17 protein-coding genes are annotated in these 19,260 nt (G+C 71.7%); 13 read left to right on the top strand and 4 right to left on the bottom strand.

Features of this window, described 5'->3' with window-relative positions:
- Positions 1-365 precede the first annotated feature (365 nt).
- The gene (locus ACIQM0_RS24005) at positions 366-1,598 is read left to right on the top strand and encodes a tyrosine-type recombinase/integrase (protein WP_401289961.1); all 1,233 of its coding nucleotides are present in this window, start codon (positions 366-368) and stop codon (positions 1,596-1,598) included.
- Between the two features lie 78 nt (positions 1,599-1,676).
- On the opposite strand, the gene ACIQM0_RS24000 is transcribed toward ACIQM0_RS24005, so the two are convergent.
- Complete coding sequence (locus ACIQM0_RS24000; protein ID WP_401289959.1) at positions 1,677-2,438, bottom strand: phosphoglyceromutase; 762 nt, start codon at positions 2,436-2,438, stop codon at positions 1,677-1,679.
- 225 nt (positions 2,439-2,663) lie between these two features.
- Here ACIQM0_RS24000 and ACIQM0_RS23995 point away from each other — a divergent pair, with 225 nt between their 5' ends.
- Positions 2,664-4,046, top strand: a complete 1,383-nt coding sequence (locus ACIQM0_RS23995) for an MDR family MFS transporter (RefSeq protein ID WP_401289957.1) — start codon at positions 2,664-2,666, stop codon at positions 4,044-4,046.
- A gap of 94 nt (positions 4,047-4,140) precedes the next feature.
- Here ACIQM0_RS23995 and ACIQM0_RS23990 read toward each other — a convergent pair whose 3' ends face one another.
- Together ACIQM0_RS23990 and phoU are read right to left on the bottom strand one after the other, a co-directional pair.
- Positions 4,141-4,290, bottom strand: a complete 150-nt coding sequence (locus ACIQM0_RS23990) for a hypothetical protein (RefSeq protein ID WP_401289954.1) — start codon at positions 4,288-4,290, stop codon at positions 4,141-4,143.
- A 248-nt stretch (positions 4,291-4,538) separates the two neighbouring features.
- Positions 4,539-5,216, bottom strand: a complete 678-nt coding sequence (phoU, locus tag ACIQM0_RS23985) for a phosphate signaling complex protein PhoU (protein WP_401289953.1) — start codon at positions 5,214-5,216, stop codon at positions 4,539-4,541.
- A 198-nt stretch (positions 5,217-5,414) separates the two neighbouring features.
- Between phoU and ACIQM0_RS23980 the strand changes: the two genes are divergently transcribed.
- Positions 5,415-6,689: a sensor histidine kinase gene (locus ACIQM0_RS23980; RefSeq protein WP_401289950.1), complete on the top strand. Its 1,275-nt coding sequence runs from the start codon at positions 5,415-5,417 to the stop codon at positions 6,687-6,689.
- The gene (locus ACIQM0_RS23975) at positions 6,686-7,366 is read left to right on the top strand and encodes a response regulator transcription factor (protein ID WP_123524569.1); all 681 of its coding nucleotides are present in this window, start codon (positions 6,686-6,688) and stop codon (positions 7,364-7,366) included. Before ACIQM0_RS23980 ends, ACIQM0_RS23975 begins: the two co-directional genes overlap by 4 nt.
- A 116-nt stretch (positions 7,367-7,482) precedes the next feature.
- Here ACIQM0_RS23975 and ACIQM0_RS23970 read toward each other — a convergent pair whose 3' ends face one another.
- On the bottom strand, positions 7,483-8,178 hold the full coding sequence (locus ACIQM0_RS23970; RefSeq protein ID WP_401289947.1) for a DUF461 domain-containing protein: 696 nt from the start codon (positions 8,176-8,178) through the stop codon (positions 7,483-7,485).
- 646 nt (positions 8,179-8,824) lie between these two features.
- Here ACIQM0_RS23970 and ACIQM0_RS23965 point away from each other — a divergent pair.
- The 9 genes from ACIQM0_RS23965 to rlmB all read left to right on the top strand — a co-directional run bounded on the left by ACIQM0_RS23965 (position 8,825) and on the right by rlmB (position 19,029).
- Positions 8,825-9,307 (top strand): CarD family transcriptional regulator, encoded by a 483-nt coding sequence (locus ACIQM0_RS23965; protein WP_006380568.1) that lies wholly within the window; start codon positions 8,825-8,827, stop codon positions 9,305-9,307.
- A gap of 525 nt (positions 9,308-9,832) precedes the next feature.
- A complete protein-coding gene (ispD, locus tag ACIQM0_RS23960; protein WP_401289944.1) occupies positions 9,833-10,579 on the top strand; it encodes a 2-C-methyl-D-erythritol 4-phosphate cytidylyltransferase in 747 nt (248 codons plus the stop codon).
- Positions 10,569-11,162, top strand: coding sequence for a 2-C-methyl-D-erythritol 2,4-cyclodiphosphate synthase (gene ispF / locus ACIQM0_RS23955; protein ID WP_401289942.1), 594 nt, complete (start codon positions 10,569-10,571; stop codon positions 11,160-11,162). The genes ispD and ispF overlap by 11 nt, the downstream gene beginning before the upstream one ends.
- Before the next feature lie 120 nt (positions 11,163-11,282).
- Positions 11,283-11,855, top strand: a complete 573-nt coding sequence (locus tag ACIQM0_RS23950; RefSeq protein WP_401289939.1) for a GNAT family N-acetyltransferase — start codon at positions 11,283-11,285, stop codon at positions 11,853-11,855.
- A 78-nt stretch (positions 11,856-11,933) separates the two neighbouring features.
- Positions 11,934-13,457 (top strand): ABC transporter substrate-binding protein, encoded by a 1,524-nt coding sequence (locus ACIQM0_RS23945; RefSeq protein WP_401289936.1) that lies wholly within the window; start codon positions 11,934-11,936, stop codon positions 13,455-13,457.
- Positions 13,458-13,461: 4 nt separating this feature from the next.
- Positions 13,462-15,186 (top strand): ABC transporter permease subunit, encoded by a 1,725-nt coding sequence (locus ACIQM0_RS23940; RefSeq protein WP_401289933.1) that lies wholly within the window; start codon positions 13,462-13,464, stop codon positions 15,184-15,186.
- Positions 15,183-16,472, top strand: coding sequence for an MFS transporter (locus ACIQM0_RS23935; RefSeq protein ID WP_401289930.1), 1,290 nt, complete (start codon positions 15,183-15,185; stop codon positions 16,470-16,472). Before ACIQM0_RS23940 ends, ACIQM0_RS23935 begins: the two co-directional genes overlap by 4 nt.
- 109 nt (positions 16,473-16,581) lie before the next feature.
- The gene (gene cysS / locus ACIQM0_RS23930) at positions 16,582-17,985 is read left to right on the top strand and encodes a cysteine--tRNA ligase (RefSeq protein ID WP_401289928.1); all 1,404 of its coding nucleotides are present in this window, start codon (positions 16,582-16,584) and stop codon (positions 17,983-17,985) included.
- Between the two features lie 87 nt (positions 17,986-18,072).
- Entirely contained in the window at positions 18,073-19,029 is a 957-nt protein-coding gene (gene rlmB, locus ACIQM0_RS23925) for a 23S rRNA (guanosine(2251)-2'-O)-methyltransferase RlmB (protein ID WP_363026621.1), read from the top strand.
- The last annotated feature ends 231 nt before the right edge of the window (positions 19,030-19,260 follow it).

The following is a 19,260-nucleotide window of genomic DNA, read 5'->3' as shown; positions in this document are numbered from 1 at the left end:
CGTCTCCCCAACCCGCCCCACCCAGACTGATCAGCGAAAACACCCCAGTTGGGGAGCCTGGGGAGCCTGGGGAGGCACCCCCAAAACCCTCCGGGAACAGCCCGTATCAGCCCCACCGGACACCCTCCCCAAGCCTCCCCCGGCAAGGCTCCGGACGCCAGGAAGTCAGGCAGGGAGGCGCCAGGGAGGCAGGGAGAACTCCCTCGCCGCCTCCCTCACCCCAACTCCCCAACCCCACCTGCGGAAACCCCTTTCAGGGAGGCAGGGAGGCCCCCCGGAACGCCTCCGGAAACCCCCGGGAAACGCGGTTCCCGACGCACCCCGTCTCCCTCCCTGAACCACCACACCGAGAGGAGTCAGCCCCCATGGCTGGCCACATCCAAGACCGCTGGTACAAGACCGAGACCACCGACGGCAAGACCACCCGCATCAAGACCGACCGCCACGGCTCGGGCCTCCGCTACCGCGCCCGCTACATCAGCCCCGACGGATCGGAGAAGTCGAAGTCCTTCCCGGACGGCCAGAAGCGCAAGGCCGAGCACTGGCTGACCGGCATCGAAGCCGACATGTCGCGCGGCCAGTACATCGACCCGCGCGCGGCCCGTATGACGTTCCAGGAGTTCGGGGAGAAATGGTTGGCCAGCCAGAGTGGGGACCCGAACACGCGGGCCTCCATCAGCTCTCAGCTCAAGCTGCATGCCTTCCCGCGTATCGGATCGCGGCCCCTGGGGGCGTTCCAGCCGAGCCACATCCGGGAGTTCGTCACGCAGCTCGAAGCGTCGAGCATGTCCGGCTCGTACGCCCGCGTCATCTTCTCCAACGTGCGGGCCATTCTGAGCGCGGCTGTTGAGGACGGGTACCTCTCGCGGAACCCTTGCCACTCGCGCACGGTCTCCCTCCCTGAGATGGGGGCACGTCGCGTCGTACCCTGGCTGCCTGAGCGGGTCTTCGCTGTACGGGAGGCCCTGAACGAGCGCTTCCGTCCCATGGTCGACGCGGGCGCCGGGTGCGGGCTGCGGCAGGGGGAAATTCTCGGCCTCACCGTCGAGGAGTTGGACTTCGGCAACGAGACCCTGCACGTCGTCCAGCAGCTCAAGCTGAGCCTGAGTCAGCCCGTCTTCGCACCGCCGAAGGGCGGCAAGCTGCGAGACGTACCCCTGCCCGCGCCGGTGGCCGACGCGCTCAAGAGGCACATGAAGCGCTTCCCGCCGGTTGAGATCACGCTGCCGTGGATGCGCGCCGGCGGACCGCCCGTGACGAAGCGGCTGATCTTCACTGGCCCTCTTGGCGGGCATGTCTGGCGCACGTCGCTGAATGAGGATCACTGGAAGCCCGCTCTTGCGGCTGTCGGTGTCATCCCCAAGGCGAAGAGCCGGGAGCACGCCGCCGCCCGTGAGCACGGAATGCACGCCCTACGGCACTTCTACGCGTCGGTGCTGCTGGACGCGGGCGAGAGCATCAAGGCCGTCAGCGAGTACTTGGGGCACTCGGACCCGGGCCTCACGCTGAAGGTGTACGCCCACCTGATGCCGAGCAGCCGAGACCGAGCGCGGAAGGCGATCAGCGCGGCGCTCCAGCCGCCCGAGCCTCAGGTCTGACGGCCCACGGACGGCCCGGGAAATGAAACGGCCCCTCACCTGCCTGAAAAACGCAGGTGAGGGGCCTGATCACTTTCTCTACTTCTTCTTGCCCTGGTTCTTCACGGCCTCGATGGCCGCCTTCGCCGCGTCCGGGTCGAGGTACGTGCCGCCCGGCTTCAACGGGCGGAAGTCCGCGTCCAGTTCGTATGCGAGCGGGATGCCGGTCGGGATGTTCAGGCCCGCGATGTCGGCGTCGGAGACGCCGTCGAGGTGCTTGACCAGGGCGCGGAGGCTGTTGCCGTGGGCGGCGACCAGGACCGTGTGGCCGGCCAGCAGGTCCGGGACGATGCCGTCGTACCAGTACGGCAGCATGCGGACGACGACGTCCTTGAGGCACTCGGTGCGCGGGCGCAGCTCCGGCGGGATCGTCGCGTAGCGCGGGTCGCCGCTCTGCGAGTACTCGGCGCCGTCCGGGAGCTCCGGCGGCGGGGTGTCGTACGAGCGGCGCCAGAGCATGAACTGCTCCTCGCCGAACTCGGCGAGCGTCTGCGCCTTGTCCTTGCCCTGGAGGGCGCCGTAGTGGCGCTCGTTCAGCCGCCAGGAGCGGTGCACGGGGATCCAGTGGCGGTCCGCCGCTTCCAGCGAGAGCTGGGCGGTGCGGATCGCGCGCTTCTGGAGCGAGGTGTGTACGACATCGGGAAGCAGGCCGGCCTCCGTGAGCAGCTCACCGCCGCGGACCGCCTCCTTCTCGCCCTTCTGGGTCAGGTTGACGTCCACCCAACCGGTGAACTGATTCGTCGCGTTCCATTCGCTCTCGCCGTGGCGGAGGAGGATCAGCTTGTACGGTGCGTCGGCCATGAGTCCGAGCGTAATCGAACCCGTGCGGGCCGCGCGCGCCCGGCCACGGAGCGGACAGCGGGACGGGGAACGGGGCAGGGAGCCGGGCAGGGAGCCGGGCGGCTTCGATTGACGGCAGGCGTCAATCGGGTGGCAGGGCGGAATCCGTGGTTCGTAATGTTCGGATCGGTGGCGGGCCTCTTACCCGCGCCGATCCGATTCCTGACGTCCCCGGGGGGAACCCGCATGTCTGTCGCCGGTCTCAGGCGGGCCACCCGTGACACCGTCTCCGGTCTCCCCAGGGAGTTCTGGTGGCTGTGGACCAGCACCCTGGTCAACCGGCTCGGGGCCTTCGTCGCCACCTTCATGGCCCTGTACCTGACCCTGGACCGGGGCTACTCCGCCTCGTACGCCGGTCTGGTCGCCGCCGTGCACGGGCTCGGCGGGGTCGTCTCCTCGATCGGGGCCGGGGTGATGACCGACCGGTTCGGGCGGCGGCCCACGATGCTGGTCGCGCAGGTCTCGACGGCCGTCTCTGTGGCGGTGCTCGGCTTCATGGTCCATCCGGTGGCCATCGCCGGTGTCGCCTTCTTCGTCGGCATGTCGAGCAACGCCTCCCGCCCCGCCGTGCAGGCGATGATCGCCGACATCGTCCCGGCCGAGGACCGGGCCCGCGCCTTCTCGCTCAACTTCTGGGCGATCAACCTGGGCTTCGCGGTCTCCTCTGCCGGTGCCGGGTTCGTCGCCGAGTACAGCTACCTCGCGGGCTTCGTCGCCGAGGCGGCGATGACCCTGGTCTGCGCCGTCGTCGTCTTCATGAAGATCCCGGAGTCCCGCCCGGAGCGGGCCGCCGCGCCCACCGCCGCAGGAGTGCCGGGCACCGCCGGCACCTCGGGCGCCGGTGAGGTGCGGCTCGGCACGGTGCTGCGCGACGGGCGGTTCATGGGCGTCGTCGGGCTGTCCTTCGTCATCGCCCTGATCTTCCAACAGGGGTACGTGGGGCTGCCGGTGGCCATGGGGACGGACGGGTTCAGCAGCTCCGACTTCGGCACCGCCATCGCCGTCAACGGCGTGATGATCGTGGTGCTCCAGATCCCCGTCACCCGCCTCATCCAGCACCGCGACCCGCGTCGGCTGCTCATCGTGTCGTCGCTGCTGGCGGGGTACGGGTTCGGGCTGACTGCGTTCGCCGGGTCGGTCGCCGTGTACGCGCTGACGATCTGCGTGTGGACCGTCGCCGAGATCATCAACGCACCCGTGCAGAACGGCCTGGTCGTCCAGCTCTCCCCGGCCCACGGCCGGGGCCGCTACCAGGGCATGTACACGCTCTCCTGGGCCGCCGCCGCGCTCGTCGCCCCGCTGCTGTCCGGCGTGGTCATCGACCACTTCGGAGCCGGGTGGCTCTGGGGGATGTGCGCGGTCCTGGGCACCGTCGCGGCGTTCGGGTACTGGCTGCTGATGCGGAACCTGCCGCAGGCGGGCGTGACGGTGGAGGCCGGCGTGACGGTGGAGAGCAGTGGGCCCGACGCCCGTACCGCCGTCGGTGCCGAGGCCGGTGCCGAGGCCGGTGCCGAGGCCGCCGTCGAGGCCGGTGTCGGCCAGGAGCCCGCCGTGGAGCGGACGCCCTGACCCGCCGGACGCCCTGACCCGGGCGCCTGACCCGGACGGCCGTACGCGGCGGGCGCCCCGCGCGGGGCCCCGCCGCTGCTCCGCTCCGCGTCCGTCAGCCCGAGCAGCCGCCGCACTGGCACGGTGCTCCGGACTGGCATCCGCAGCCGCAGCCCGAGCCGCAGCCGCAGGCGCCGAGGACGGCTCCGTGCGACAGGTCGGCGGGTGTCTCCTGCTGGGGTTCGGTCGTGGGGGAATCGGCCATGGTTCCTCCTCAAGGCGTACGGCAGGGCCGTACGCCCGCACGGGGCCCACGACCGGGGCGTACGGACAAGTCGTGCCGCCCCACCCCATTGCATGCCCACCCGGGCAGGCGCATCAACGGCGCACATGTGCAGGAACGCATGTGCGAACCAATGCGCCGTCGTACGCCCGTCGCCTCCCGGCCATACGCCGTCGTACGCCTGTCACCCTCCCCGCTGGGACGGCGTACGCCCGTCGCCTTCCTCCCGGCTACGCGCTCTCCACCGGCGCCGCCTGCTGGATCTCGTCCGCGTGCTCGCCCGTCACCAGGTACACCACGCGCTTGGCCACCGACACGGCGTGGTCGGCGAACCGCTCGTAGTAGCGGCCGAGCAGCGTCACGTCGACGGCCGTCTCGATGCCGTGCTTCCACCGGTCGTCCATCAGGTGCTGGAACAGCGTGCGGTGCAGCAGGTCCATCTCGTCGTCGTCCTGCTCCAGCTGGAGCGCCAGGTCGACGTCCTTGGTGATGATCACCTCGGCGGCCTTGGCCATCAGGCGCTGCGCCAGCTGCCCCATCTCCAGGATGGTGGCGTGCAGGTCGTGCGGCACCGCCGACTGCGGGAAGCGCAGCCGGGCCAGCTTGGCGACGTGCTGGGCGAGGTCGCCCGAGCGCTCCAGGTCGGCGCTCATCCGGAGCGAGGTGACCACGATCCGCAGATCGGTCGCCACCGGCTGCTGGCGCGCCAGCAGGGCGATGGCCCTGGCCTCCAGGTCGTGCTGGAGGTCGTCGACCTTCTGGTCCGCGGCGATCACCGTCTCCGCGAGCTTGAGATCGGCGTCGAGCATGGACGTCGTCGCCCGGCCGATCGCCGACCCGACGAGCCGGGCCATCTCGACCAGGTCCTCGCCGATCGAGTCGAGTTCCTCGTGGTACGCGTCACGCATGGGAAGTCCCTCTCCAGTCCTTAACCGAGGCCGGGGCCAGCTCTGGACCCCACGCTCCTACGGTGACGTGGGTACGCGTCCGGATCCGACCGGCCAAGTGAACCGGCGCTTGCTCCTCGGTGAACTCTGGGCGACGAGTGTTCGAGTAGGCACTCGGATGGCTGGGAGAGTGTCCGCCGGGCCGCATAACCTGGAGCTATGGACGTGAACGCGGCGGTCGCCGCAGCTGCAGCGATCGCCGGGGTGTGTACCGGTGTGATCGCCATGCTGGCGTTCCGCTGGAGCGAGCGCGACCAGAAGAAGCCGACGCGTACCTCCCTGCGGCCGGACAGCAATGCCCCCCTGCCCCCCGGGGTCGACACGGTCCTCTCCGTGCTCAGCTCCTCCGCGGTCGTGCTCGACGAGAGCGACAGCGTCGTCAAGGCCAGCTCCGCCGCGTACGCGCTGGGACTGGTCAGGGGCGGGCGGCTCGCCGTCGAACCGATGCTGAACATGGCCAGGGACACCCGCCGTGACGGTGAGATACGCCAGGTGGAACTGGACCTCCCGCGCCGCGGCACCGGCCGGGGCGAGGCCCTCGCGGTCTCCGCCCGGGTCGCCCCGCTGGGCTCCCGGCTGGTGCTGCTGCTGGTCGAGGACCTCACGGAGGCCCGCCGCATCGAAGCGGTACGGCGCGACTTCGTCGCCAACGTCAGCCATGAGCTCAAGACCCCGACCGGAGCGCTGTCCCTGCTCTCGGAGGCCGTCATGGACGCCTCGGACGACCCGGAGGCGGTGGAACGGTTCGCGGGCCGGATGCAGATCGAGGCGACCCGGCTCACCAACCTCGTACAGGAGCTCATCGACCTCTCCCGGGTGCAGAACGACGACCCGCTGGAGGACGCGGAGCCGGTCAGGGTGGACGAGCTGGTCGCCGAGGCCATCGACCGCTGCCGGCAGCAGGCCGGGTCCAAACAGATCACCATGGCCGCGGGCGGCACCGCCGAGCTCCGCATCTGGGGCAACCGCGGCCAGCTCGCCGCCGCTCTCGGCAACCTCGTCGAGAACGCCGTCAACTACAGTCCCGCGCGTACCCGCGTCGGCATCGCCGTCCGCCGGGTGGCCATGTCCGGCGGGGACGAGATCGAGATAGCCGTGACCGACCAGGGCTTCGGCATCTCGGAGAAGGACCGCGAGCGGGTCTTCGAACGCTTCTACCGCGTCGACCCGGCCCGCTCACGGGCCACCGGTGGCACGGGCCTCGGCCTCGCCATCGTCAAGCACGTGGCCGCCTCGCACGGCGGGGAGGTCACCGTCTGGAGCTCGGAGGGACAGGGCTCCACCTTCACCCTGCGGCTGCCCGAAGCGGGCGCCGTGAGGGAACGGGACCGCACATCAGGCGGACCGCTCATCGTCAACGGCGACGAGGGGCCCTGCCCGGCCGCCGCCCCCGACACTCTTGATTCATCCCCTGCCCCGGAGGCTCTTCCGTGACCCGAGTGCTTGTCGTCGAGGATGAGGAATCCTTCAGCGACGCCCTGTCCTACATGCTCCGTAAGGAAGGCTTCGAGGTCGCCATCGCGGCCACGGGTCCCGACGGCCTGGACGAGTTCGAGCGCAACGGCGCCGACCTCGTGCTCCTCGACCTGATGCTGCCCGGACTGCCCGGCACCGAGGTGTGCCGGCAGCTGCGCAGCAAGTCCAACGTCCCCGTGATCATGGTCACGGCCAAGGACAGCGAGATCGACAAGGTCGTCGGCCTGGAAATAGGAGCCGACGACTACGTCACCAAGCCCTTCTCCTCGCGCGAGCTCGTCGCCCGCATCCGCGCGGTGCTGCGCCGCCGCGGCGAGCCGGAGGAGGTCACGCCGGCCGCTCTGGAGGCGGGCCCGGTCCGGATGGACGTGGACCGCCACGTCGTCACGGTCTCCGGCGGCAAGGTCGACCTGCCGCTCAAGGAGTTCGACCTGCTGGAGATGCTGCTGCGCAACGCCGGCCGGGTGCTGACCCGGATGCAGCTGATCGACCGGGTCTGGGGCGCCGACTACGTGGGCGACACCAAGACGCTCGACGTCCATGTGAAGCGGCTGCGCGCCAAGATCGAGCCCGACCCGGGCGCGCCGCGGTTCCTGGTGACGGTGCGGGGCCTCGGGTACAAGTTCGAGCCGTAAACCGGCCCGCTGCCCCCTGGGGCGTCACGCGCATACGGCTGAGGCGCCTCCCGGCCCGGGAGGCGCCTCAGCCGTATGCGTGCGTGCGCGAGAGCCGCGCGTGCGAGGGAGTGCGGTCAGCCGTTCGGCTGGGCCGAGTCCGACGCCGCGTCGGTCGGCGTGGTCGTGTCGCTCGACGAGGCCGCCCCGGAGGGGGTGCCGGACGAGGCGCCGGGGGTCTCGGACGCGGAGCCGGAGGGCGTGGCGTCGGCCGAGGCCGTGGCGTCGGCGGAGGCCGTCGCGTTCGGCAGCTTCGGGAGCGCGCTGGGGCCGAAGCCCTTGAAGTAGCTGGTGGCCGGGACGACGAGGGCACCCAGCGGGATGTCGCCGGACTCGCTGAACTTGAAGACCAGGTTCTGCACGTTGCCGTCCTGCGTGGCCTCGCTGCCGTTCTCGATCACGGCGGCGGCGTTGCCCTGGCCGCCGAGCACCACCCGGCCGCCGGCCGGGACGACGACCGGGCCCGAGCCCTTGGCGGCGTGCAGCTGCACGGACGCGCTGGTGCCGGTCAGGGCGATGCCGTCGAGGGTCTCCGCCTTGCTGCTGTTGTTGAACAGCGTGGCGATCACGACGGCCGGGCCCTTGGCGCCGCGGTCCGGCTGGGTCACCACGTTGGCGTTCTGGATCTTGATGGCGCCGGCCGAGGTGGCGGCGTTGTCAGGCCTGACTTCGAGCGTCTGCGCGTTCTTTCCCGCACCACATGCGGAGAGCGCGGCGATCGAGAACGCGATGGCGGTGGCGGCGAGGGCGCCGTGTCGAAGGCTGCGGCTCACGGCGGTGGCAACTCCTTGAACGAGCGGATGTACGGACGAGGTCGGGCGGGTCCTTCGGGCGAGTGGTGCCGAAGTCGCCCCAAGGGTGTGACAGCCGTCAGGTTACCGAGCCGTCGCCCCGGCCCCGCACCCGACCCGCCCCCTGGGGCCCCGGGGATCGAGGGCCGGCTCACGTCGTGGCCCGGGGGACGATGATTCGCAAGCCGTTCACATAACACGCTTGATCAATTCCTCCGGACGTTCGGCCCGCGCTTCCCGTGGATGTTCCACCTGCCTTGCGTGTCCCGGCGCATTCATTGCGGATAATCCACGCGACGGCCGAACGTTGATCAATTTCATTGGGCATCGGCACTTACCGCCGTACGGGTGATCGATCCCTGAACGGAGTACGGAAAGTTCACCATCCTGAACCCGGCAAACCGGGACGTTAGGTCTCTTCCGAGCAGGTTCCGGCAGGTGTAACGTCCGCGTTTCTCCCCGCCCGTACAGCCGCTCCGACCTGCGAATACCGTCTCCGGCGAGCCTTCCGCAGCACGTACGTGTTGCAGTTGTCAAGCCCTGAGATATGCCCTGACCTGCGAAAACGCCATTCAGGAGAAGCTGTTCTCGTGTTACTCTGGATAGCCACGGAAGGGGTACCTGTCACATGACGTTCAAGGTTGGCGACACCGTGGTCTATCCCCATCACGGGGCCGCGCTGATCGAGGCTATCGAAACTCGCCAGATCAAAGGCGTGGACAAGACCTACTTGGTGCTCAAGGTCGCTCAGGGCGACTTGACGGTGCGTGTACCGGCGGACAATGCGGAGTTCGTGGGTGTGCGCGACGTAGTCGGGCAGGAAGGGCTGGACCGGGTCTTCGAGGTGCTTCGCGCGCCGTACGCCGAAGAGCCGACGAACTGGTCCCGGCGCTACAAGGCAAATCTCGAGAAGCTCGCCTCCGGCGATGTCATCAAGGTCGCGGAAGTGGTTCGTGACCTGTGGCGTCGTGAGCGCGAGCGTGGACTCTCCGCAGGTGAGAAGCGCATGCTCGCCAAGGCTCGCCAGATCCTGGTGAGCGAGCTCGCTCTCGCGGAGAACACCAACGAGGACAAGGCCGAGGCTCTGCTCGACGAGGTCCTCGCGTCCTGAACCGGATCGCACCGGTCTAAGGCGTACATAACGTGCCGCGGTGCCCGCTGACCAGCCGTATGAACGGCGTGTCGTCGGGCGCTGCGGCATGTCCGGATCTGGATTCCGACGCCCGGCCTATGGGCCCGGCGGCCGTCCGGCCGGTGGCTTGATCGGTTCGGCGGCCTGGTCGGTGGTTCGAACTGGCTGGATTCCGACGGTCCGACTGCGGATTTCGGACAGACGGATTCCAGACACATTCCGGATTCAGGGCATAGGGGAGCCGACGGGCGGTGAGGCCCGAGCATCCCGGATGTTGTTCTCGATGCGCCGACGCATTGGCCTCGTCGACGATCCCCCGGTACTTTGCTCGCGATCTTGTGAAGTCGACGTGTCAGGCCGATCCCGAGCGGCCGGGGCGGTCCTCGTCTCGCCCGGGGTCACGGAAAGGGTCCCGGTCGAGTCATGGCGTCGCGCCCGGCTCGATTGAGGCCATACCCACGTCGGCCGTGGAGACAAACATGCCGATGCTTCGGAGTGCAACCGATGTCTGATCAATCGCGTCCCTGCCGCACCGCCGCCGTGATTCCCGCGGCCGGCCGCGGCGTACGGCTCGGCCCCGGCGCCCCCAAGGCGCTCCGTGCGCTGGGCGGAACGCCCATGCTCGTCCACGCGGTACGGGCCATGGCGGCCTCCCGTCAGGTGTCCCTGGTCGTGGTCGTCGCACCGCCGGACGGTGCCCCCGAGGTCAGGAATCTGCTCGACGAGCACGCGCTGCCCGAGCGCACCGAGTTCCTCGTCGTGCCGGGCGGCGACACCCGCCAGGAGTCGGTGAAGCTCGGCCTGGACGCGCTGCCCGCCGATGTCACCGCCGTCCTCGTCCACGACGCGGCCCGCCCCCTGGTGCCCGTCGACACGGTGGACGCAGTGGTCGAGGCGGTACGGGACGGGGCGCCGGCCGTCGTCCCGGCGCTGCCGCTGGCGGACACCGTCAAGGAGGTCGAGCCGGGTGCGCCGGGGGAGCCGGAACCGGTGCTCTCCACGCCGGTGCGGTCCAGGCTGCGGGCGGTCCAGACCCCGCAGGGCTTCGACCGCGACACGCTGGTGCGGGCCCATGAGCGGGTCGCCGTCAGTGGCGAGGGCGCGACCGACGACGCGGGCCTGGTCGAGCAGCTCGGGGTGCCCGTCGTGGTCGTACCCGGCCACGAGGAGGCGTTCAAGGTGACCAGGCCGTTGGACCTGGTCCTGGCCGAAGCGGTACTCGCAGGCAGGAGGGCGAACGATGGCTTCTGAAGAACACGCCGTACCGGTGGAACACGCCGTACCGGTGGAACACGCCGTACCGGTGGAACACGCGGTACCGGTGGAACACGCGGTACCGGTGGAACGCGCCGCACCGGTGATCCCGCTCGTCGGGATCGGCACCGACATCCACGCCTTCGAGGAGGGCCGCGAGCTGTGGTGCGCGGGTCTCCTGTGGGAGGGCGAGGGCCCCGGGCTCGCCGGGCACTCCGACGCGGACGTCGTCGCGCACGCCGCGTGCAACGCGCTGTTCTCGGCCGCCGGGCTCGGCGACCTCGGGCAGCACTTCGGCACCGGGCGCCCCGAGTGGTCCGGCGCCGCGGGTGTGACGCTGCTGACCGAGGCGGCCCGGATCGTGCGGTCCGAGGGGTTCGAGATCGGCAACGTCGCCGTCCAGGTCGTCGGCGTACGGCCGAAGATCGGCAAGCGGCGCGACGAGGCGCAGAAGGTCCTGTCCGCCGCCGTGGGCGCGCCCGTCTCGCTCTCCGCCGCCACCTCCGACGGGCTCGGCTTCACCGGCCGCGCGGAGGGCATCGCCGGGATCGCCACCGCACTGGTCTACCGCACGGTCTGACCTGCCCCGGAGCCGTACCGCGGGCCCGGCCGGGCGCCGGGCCCGCAGCCTTCTTGCACATCAGTTGCACGTACCCTGGTACAGCAATGAAGTGACACGAGGGACTGGAGAGGTAGCGGGATGAGTACGACGACGGTGGCCGCGGTGCGGGCCGATGCCGACGGATACGTCCTGCGCACCGCCACCCCCCGTGACATCGGCGGCGCGCGGGCCGTGATGCTCGACACCGTCTACCGCGACCTGAGGTCCGGGTACGTGCCCCGCTGGCACGCCGACATCATCGACCCCGAGGCCGGTTATCTGCGGCCCGAGCGCTGCACGCTGCTGGTGGTCGAGCGCGACGGCGAGATCGTCGCGACGGGCGCCGTGCGCGACCGGGGGCCGCAGGCGCCGCCCAATCCGCAGTGGGTCGCGGACCGCTTCCCGTCCGGCACCACCGCCCAGCTGTGCCGGATCTACGTGACGCCGGAGCACCGCAGGCACGGGCTGGCGCGGCGGCTGGTGCGCGAGCTCTGCGACTTCGTCGCACGGGCCGGCGGGTACGAGGCGGTCTATCTGCACACCGACCCGGCCGTGCCGGGTGCCGAGCCGTTCTGGCGGTCGCTCGCGCGGGAGGTGTGCGACGAACGCACCCTGCCCGGCGGCGGCCAGGGCATCGTCCACTTCGAGCTGCCGATGCCCGACGCCCGTTGAGGCGCCCGTCGGGCTGTCCCGTGAGGCGCTCGCCGCATCATTTTCAGATGACAATCGTTTTCATATAAGGTCGTTGCCATGTCCCCGTCCCGACTCCGTCGCGCCGCGCTGCCGCTGACCGCGGCCGCCCTCCTCGTCCCGCTCGCCACCGCCTGCTCCGGCGGCGCGAACGACACCACAAGCGCGTCGGACGGCGGCGGACAACGCCTCAGGGTCGTCATGGCCTTCCCGCCCGCCCAGGCGATGTCCCCCTACGGCGACGACGCCGTGACCCTCAGCCGCCTCGCGGTCGTCGAGGGCCTCACCTCCCTCGACCGCGAGGGAGCCGCGAAGCCCGCACTCGCCGCCTCCTGGAAGCGCGAGAGCCCGAAGGCGTGGACCTTCACCCTGCGCGAGGCGTCCTTCCAGGACGGCACGGAGGTCGGCCCGGCCGCCGTCGTCCGCTCCCTGAACGCCGCTCAGAAGGCCTCGCCCAAGCCGCGCGTCCTGTCCGACACCGGCATCACCGCGACCGCCCAGGGACCCGGCACCGTACGGATCGTCACCACGGAGGCCGACCCGCTGCTGCCCCAGCGCCTCGCCAACCCCTCCCTCACGATCCTGTCCGCCGCCGCCTACCGGGACGGCAGGGTGAACCCGGCCGGACACGCCACCGGACCCTTCACCCTCGCCACCGTCAAGGGCGCCGTCAGCGCCACCCTGGAGCGCAACGACCACTACTGGGGCGGCAGGGCCGAGGCCCCCGGCGCCGACGTGACCTTCGTGGCCGACGGCACCGCCCGTGCCAACGCCCTGCGCACCGGGGCCGTCGACGTCGCCGAGTACGTACCGATCTCGCAGGCCTCCCTCCTCGGCGACGGGCTCGTCCACGAGTTCCCCTCCGCCCGCACCAACGGCCTCTCCCTCAACACCGAGCACGGCGTCTTCGCCGACCCCGCGATGCGTGCCGCGGCCCGCGAGGCGATCGACTCCAAGGCCCTCGTCAAGGCCGTCTACGAAGGCCGCGCCGACAGCGCGCAGGGCCTCATCGGCCCCGGCGTGCCGTGGGCCCGCGACGCCCGCCGGGCCCCGGTCGACCGGGCGGAGGCCGCAGGCCGGGCGCAGGTCGCGAAGACGGAGCAGATCGTCCTCGCCACGTACACCAACCGGCCCGAACTCCCCGAGGTCGCCACCGTCGTCCAGCAGCAGCTCCAGAAGCGCGGCTTCACCGTCAAGCAGGTCGTCCGCGACTACGCCCAGCTGGAGGCCGACGCCCTCGCCGGCAAGTACGACGCCTTCATCCAGGCCCGCAACACCCTCCTGGACACCGCGGACCCCGTCTCCTACCTCGCGTCCGACTTCACCTGCGACGGCAGCTTCAACATCTCGCAGCTCTGCGACAAGCGCGTCGACACCGACGTGAACAAGGCCGCCGCGGTCGCCGGAACCGAAGCCCGCCACCGCGCCGCGATGACCGCGGAGGCCGACATCCTCGGCACCGACGCCCTCGTGCCGCTGCTCCACGAGCGCTTCGTCCAGGGGTACGACGACAGCCGCGTCCGCGGTGTCTCGCTCGACCCGATGGAGCGCACCCTCATCACCGCAGACACCCGCGTCGGATGACCGGGTGAAGTACCTCGCCGGACGGTTCGCCGCGCTCCTCGCGGTCCTCGCCGTCATCGGCCTGCTGCCCCGGCTGACCCGCACCGACCCCGCGCTCACGATCCTGCGCGCCCGGTACGCCGACCGGCCGCCCACCCCCGAGACCCTCGACGCCATCCGCGCGGAGACCGGCCTCGACGGCGGCCCCCTCCACCTCCTCGGCGGCTGGCTCGGCGGACTCCTCCACGGTGACCTCGGCACCTCCTGGGTCTCCGGGCAGCCCGTCGCCCCCGACGCGATGTCCGCCCTGGGCGTCTCGCTCACCCTCATGGGCGTCTCCCTCGCCGTCGCCCTGCTCCTCGCCGCGGCGCTCGCCGCCGGAACCCTGCGGCGCGGGGCGGCGCGCCGCATCGTCACCACCCGCGCGGGCGTCGGCGCGGCCGTCCTCGCCGCCTTCCCCGAGTTCCTGATCGCCGCCGTGCTCGCCGCCCTCGTCGCCGTCCGGCTCGGCTGGCTCCCCGCGCTCGGCTGGGGAACCCCCGCGCAGGCGGTGCTGCCCGCCCTCGCCATGGGCATCCCGGCCGGCGCGCTGCTCGGCCGGCTGCTGGACGACGCACTGCCCGCCGCGTTCGCCGAACCCTGGGCCCGCGCAGCCACCGCCGGCGGACTGCCCCGAACCCGCATCGCCCGCCACGCCCTGCGCCGCACCCTGCCGGGACTGCTGCCCCAGCTCGGCCTGATCGTCGTCGGGCTCACCGGCGGAGCCGTCGCCGTCGAGACCCTCTACGCGATCCCCGGCCTCGGCGGCAGCGCCCTGGCCGCCGCACTCGCCCAGGACCTCCCGGTCCTCCAGGCCTGCGTCCTGATGCTGCTGCTCCTCGGTGTGGCCGCCGGACTGGCCGCCCGCCTCGCCTCCCGCGCGCTGCTCGGCCCCGCCCTGCACGACGGCGCCCTGCCCGCGCTCCTGCCGCCCGTCCTCCCGGCCCGCCGGCTGCTGACCGCGGCCGCCGTCGTCCTGGCCGCGCTCTTCGCCGCCGTCACCGTCGCCGGACTCCTGCGCGACCCGCTCCAGGTCGACGCCGCGGCCCGCCTCGCCGGACCGTCCGCCGCCCACCCCTTCGGCACCGACTCCCTCGGCCGCGACATCCTCGCCCGGCTCGGACACGGCGCCGCCCGCACCGTCCTCACCGCCGTCGCCGTGTCCGCGGCCACCCTGCTGATCGGCCTCGCGCTGGGAGCCGTACGCGCCGGAGCGCTCACCGAGACCGCCAACGCGCTGCCCGCGATCCTCACCGGCCTCGTCGTCGCCGGTGTCGCCGGACCCGGCCCCTGGAGCGCCGCCGCAGCGGTCACCGCCGTCGCCTGGGCCCCCCTCGCCGCACACACCAGCGCCCTGTACGCCCAGGAGCGTGCCGCCCCGCACATCGCCGCCGCCCGCGCGCTCGGCGCCGGTCGCGCACACCTGCTGCGCCGTCACGTCCTGCCCGGCGTCCTGCCCCCCGTCGTCCGCCACGCAGCCCTGCGCGTCCCCGCCCTCGCACTGGCCCTCGCCTCCCTGGGCTTCCTCGGCCTCGGCACCGCGCCCCCGTCACCCGAATGGGGCCGGATGCTCTCCGAGAACCTCCCCTACGCCGAACGCGCCCCCTGGGCCGTACTCGCCCCCGCCGCCGCCCTCGCCGTCCTCGGCGCGACGGCCGTCCTCGCCGCCGCGGCCGTCCGGGGAGTGCGACACCGCAAGGGCGCCGCGTGAGCGCCGCCCCGACCCCCGGCCTCGCTCCGGACCGCTACCTGCGCCTCCTCACCACCACCCAGTTCGCGTTCAACATCGGCTTCTACGCAGTCCTGCCCTACCTCGCCACGCACCTCGGCACCGGCCTCGGCATGGCCGGCTGGCTCGTCGGCCTCGTCCTCGGCCTGCGCACCTTCAGCCAGCAGGGCCTCTTCGTCATCGGCGGCGCGCTCACCGACCGGTACGGACCCCGCCCCGTCGTCCTCGCCGGCTGCGTCCTGCGCATCGCCGGATTCGGCTGGCTCGCCTTCGCCGGGTCCACCGCGACCGTGATCGGCGCCGTCCTGCTGACCGGACTCGCCGCCGCGCTCTTCTCGCCCGCCGTCGAGTCCGAGACCGCCCGCGAGGCCGTCCGGCACGAGAGGGAGACCGGTACCCCGCGCGCCCGGGTGCTCGCCCGGTTCTCCGCCGCCGGACAGGCCGGGGCGTTCCTCGGACCGCTCCTCGGCTCGGCCCTCCTGCTCCTGGGCGGCGGGTTCCGGGCCGCCGCCCTCGCCGGGGTCCTCGTCTTCGTCGCGGTCCTCGCCGGACACGCCCGGCTGATGCCGCGCCGCGCACCCGTGGCCCGTGAGACCCGGTACCGGGGCTCCGTGCGCGAGGTCTTCGGCAACCGCCCGTTCCTGCTGCTCTGCCTCACGTACAGCAGCTACCTCGTCGCGTACAACCAGCTCTACCTCTCGCTCCCGGCCGAGGTGCGGCGCGCCACCGGCTCGCAGGCCGCGCTCGGTTCGCTGTTCGCGCTCTCCTCGCTGCTGGTCGTCTGTGCGCAGCTGCCGGTGACCGGCTGGGCCGCCCGCCGCCTCGCACCGCGTACCGCGCTCGTCGCCGGGCTCGCCACCGTCGCCGCCGGATTCGCCGCCGTGCCCCTGGCCCCCGGCGGGCCCGCCGGACTGCTGCCCGCCGCCTCGCTCGTCGTCCTGCTCACCCTCGGGCAGATGCTGCTGGTGCCGGCCGCCCGCGGTCTCGTACCCGATCTCGTCGCCGACCGGCACCTCGGGCTGGCCACCGGAGCGCTGTCCTCGGTCTCCGGAGTGGCCGTCCTCGCGGGCAGCGCCGCCACGGGAGCGCTGCTCGGTGTCCCCGCACCCGTCCGGTGGGCGGTGCTCGCCGCCGTCCCGCTCGCGGGCGCCGCCCTCGCGCTGACCCTTCCGGCGGGCACGAACGCGGGCACGAACGCGGGCGCGAACGGGAGCGCGGACGGCAAGCGGGCCGGGCAACCGGTCAGCTCAGGAGGGCGTACGCCCTGACCGCCCGGCTCAACGCGCTTGCGGCCGGGCGGACCAGGGCCATAACAACTGTCATCGCAATCCTCCAAGGGGTCGCGGGGCACTGGTGCGCGCCCACTACCCTTGAGGCGTGACTATTCGCCTGTACGACACCAGCGCCCGGCAGATCCGTGACTTCGTCCCGCTCACAGCGGGCTGTGTCTCGATCTACCTCTGTGGCGCCACTGTCCAGGCCGCCCCGCACATCGGGCACATCAGGTCCGGACTGAACTTCGACATCATGCGCCGCTGGTTCGAGCACCGCGGGTACGACGTGACGTTCGTCCGGAACGTCACCGACATCGACGACAAGATCATCACGAAGTCGGCCGAGCAAGGCCGCCCGTGGTGGGCCATCGGCTACGAGAACGAGCGCGCGTTCAACGCCGGCTACGACGCGCTGGGCTGCCTCCCGCCCACGTACGAGCCGCGCGCCACCGGCCACATCACCGAGATGATCGAGATGATGCGGGGCCTCATCGAGCGCGGCCACGCCTACGCCTGCGACGGCAACGTCTACTTCGACGTGCGCTCGTTCCCCGGTTACCTGTCCCTCTCCAACCAGGACCTGGACGATCTGCGCCAGCCCTCCGGCGACGGCGAGACCGGCAAGCGCGACCAGCGCGACTTCGCCATGTGGAAGGCGTCCAAGCCCGGCGAGCCCAGCTGGGAGACGCCCTGGGGCCGCGGCCGCCCCGGCTGGCACCTGGAGTGCTCCGCCATGGCGCACAAGTACCTCGGCACCGCCTTCGACATCCACGGCGGCGGCATCGACCTGATCTTCCCGCACCACGAGAACGAGATCGCCCAGGCCAAGGGCTTCGGCGACGCGTTCGCGAAGTACTGGGTGCACAACGGCTGGGTCACCATGTCCGGCGAGAAGATGTCGAAGTCGCTCGGCAACTCCGTGCTCGTCAGCGAGATGGTCAAGGCCTGGCGCCCCATCGTGCTCCGCTACTACCTCGGCACCCCGCACTACCGGTCCATGATCGAGTACAGCGAGGAGGCCCTGCGCGAGGCCGAGTCCGCGTTCGCCCGGATCGAGGGCTTCGTCCAGCGCGTCACCGAGAAGGCCGGCGAGACGGTCGCCCCGGCCACCGAGGTGCCGCCCGCCTTCGCCGAGGCGATGGACGACGACCTGGGCGTCCCGCAGGCCCTCGCGATCGTCCACACCACGGTCCGCCAGGGCAACTCGGCCCTCGCCGCCGACGACAAGGAAGCCGCGGTCGCACGCCTGGCCGAGGTCCGTGCCATGCTCGGGGTACTCGGCCTCGACCCGCTCGACGACCACTGGGCCGGTGAGAGCGACCGCGGCGACGACCTCCACGGCGTCGTCGACACCCTCGTACGGCTCGTCCTCGACCAGCGCCAGTCCGCACGCGAGCGCAAGGACTGGACGGCGGCCGACGCCATCCGCGACCAGCTCAACCAGTCCGGGCTCGTCATCGAGGACAGCCCGGCCGGACCACGGTGGACACTCGGCCCGCGCCAGTAGTCCTCCCGAGTGCCGCCCGGCCCGCCGGGCGGCACACTTTCACTTACGTACACGTACGCACGTCTGAAGCAACGAAACAGGTAGGTCATGGCCGGGAACAGCCAGCGCAGGAACCGCCGCACGTCCAACAAGAAGGGCATGCAGGTCGGCAGCGGTGGTCAGCGACGCCGTGGTCTCGAAGGCAGGGGACCGACGCCGCCCGCCGAGGACCGCAAGAAGCACAAGAAGAACCGCATCGCGACCGCCAAGGCCAAGCAGGCCGCCAACCGCCGTCCCGCGCCCCGGCGCGGCGGCGTCAAGGGCACCTCCGAGATGGTCGTCGGCCGCAACCCGGTCTTCGAGGCGCTGCGCGACGGCGTCCCCGCCACCACCCTGTACGTCCAGCAGTACATCGACAACGACGAGCGGGTCCGCGAGGCCCTCCAGCTCGCCGGCCAGCGCGGCAACATCAACCTGATGGAGGCCCCGCGCCCCGAGCTCGACCGGATGACGAACGGCCTGAACCACCAGGGCCTCGTCCTCCAGGTCCCGCCGTACCAGTACGCGGAACCGCAGGACCTCACCGCCGCCGCGTACGACAACGGCGAGGACCCGCTGATCGTCGCCCTCGACGGCGTCACCGACCCGCGCAACCTCGGCGCCATCGTCCGCTCCGTCTCCGCGTTCGGCGGCCACGGCGTGGTCGTGCCCGAGCGCCGTGCCGCCGGAATGACCGCCGGAGCCTGGAAGTCCTCCGCCGGGACCGCCGCCCGCACCCCGGTCTCCAGGGTCACCAACCTGACCCGCGCGCTGGAGGCGTACAAGAAGGAAGGCATCACCGTCGTCGGCCTGGCCGCCGACGGCGAGCACACCGTCGAGGACCTCGAAGCACTCGGCGGCCCCGTCGTCATCGTCATCGGCAGCGAGGGCAAGGGCCTCGGCCGCCTCGTCGGCGAGACCTGCGACTACCGGGTCCGCATCTCGATGCCCGGTGGCGCCGAGTCCCTGAACGCCGGTGTCGCTGCCGGCATCGTGATGTACGAGGTCGCCCGCCGCCGCGCCTGAGTCCCGCCCCGCCCGAGGGGCCGCCGGGTGGCCCTCGGGCGCCCGGCAGGACCACCCGCACGGGCGGCGGCCGACGGAGGAAACCCCCGGCGCCCGCTGCTCCGTACGGCCCTCTCGGGGGGCGCGTCCGGCCGTGCGTACGCCCCTGCGCACCCCGCCACTACCGGTTGACGGGCCTCGGACACTTCGACGCGGTCAAGGCAGTGTCCTAAACACACATCACTCGGTTAG

Origin of the sequence: Streptomyces sp. NPDC091387 (genome assembly GCF_044756945.1) — a bacterium.
Lineage (GTDB): Bacteria > Actinomycetota > Actinomycetes > Streptomycetales > Streptomycetaceae > Streptomyces.
This window is presented reverse-complemented; position numbering and strand designations above follow the sequence as displayed.

Coding starts and splice junctions, on each gene's coding strand:
- ACIQM0_RS23950 (WP_401289939.1), top strand. CDS start 11,283: ATGAGTACGACGACGGTGGCCGCGGTGCGGGCCGATGCCGACGGATAC.
- ACIQM0_RS23990 (WP_401289954.1), bottom strand. CDS start 4,290: ATGGCCGATTCCCCCACGACCGAACCCCAGCAGGAGACACCCGCCGAC.
- ACIQM0_RS23980 (WP_401289950.1), top strand. CDS start 5,415: ATGGACGTGAACGCGGCGGTCGCCGCAGCTGCAGCGATCGCCGGGGTG.
- phoU (WP_401289953.1), bottom strand. CDS start 5,216: ATGCGTGACGCGTACCACGAGGAACTCGACTCGATCGGCGAGGACCTG.
- ACIQM0_RS23965 (WP_006380568.1), top strand. CDS start 8,825: ATGACGTTCAAGGTTGGCGACACCGTGGTCTATCCCCATCACGGGGCC.
- ispF (WP_401289942.1), top strand. CDS start 10,569: ATGGCTTCTGAAGAACACGCCGTACCGGTGGAACACGCCGTACCGGTG.
- rlmB (WP_363026621.1), top strand. CDS start 18,073: ATGGCCGGGAACAGCCAGCGCAGGAACCGCCGCACGTCCAACAAGAAG.
- ACIQM0_RS23995 (WP_401289957.1), top strand. CDS start 2,664: ATGTCTGTCGCCGGTCTCAGGCGGGCCACCCGTGACACCGTCTCCGGT.
- ispD (WP_401289944.1), top strand. CDS start 9,833: ATGTCTGATCAATCGCGTCCCTGCCGCACCGCCGCCGTGATTCCCGCG.
- ACIQM0_RS24000 (WP_401289959.1), bottom strand. CDS start 2,438: ATGGCCGACGCACCGTACAAGCTGATCCTCCTCCGCCACGGCGAGAGC.
- ACIQM0_RS23945 (WP_401289936.1), top strand. CDS start 11,934: ATGTCCCCGTCCCGACTCCGTCGCGCCGCGCTGCCGCTGACCGCGGCC.
- ACIQM0_RS24005 (WP_401289961.1), top strand. CDS start 366: ATGGCTGGCCACATCCAAGACCGCTGGTACAAGACCGAGACCACCGAC.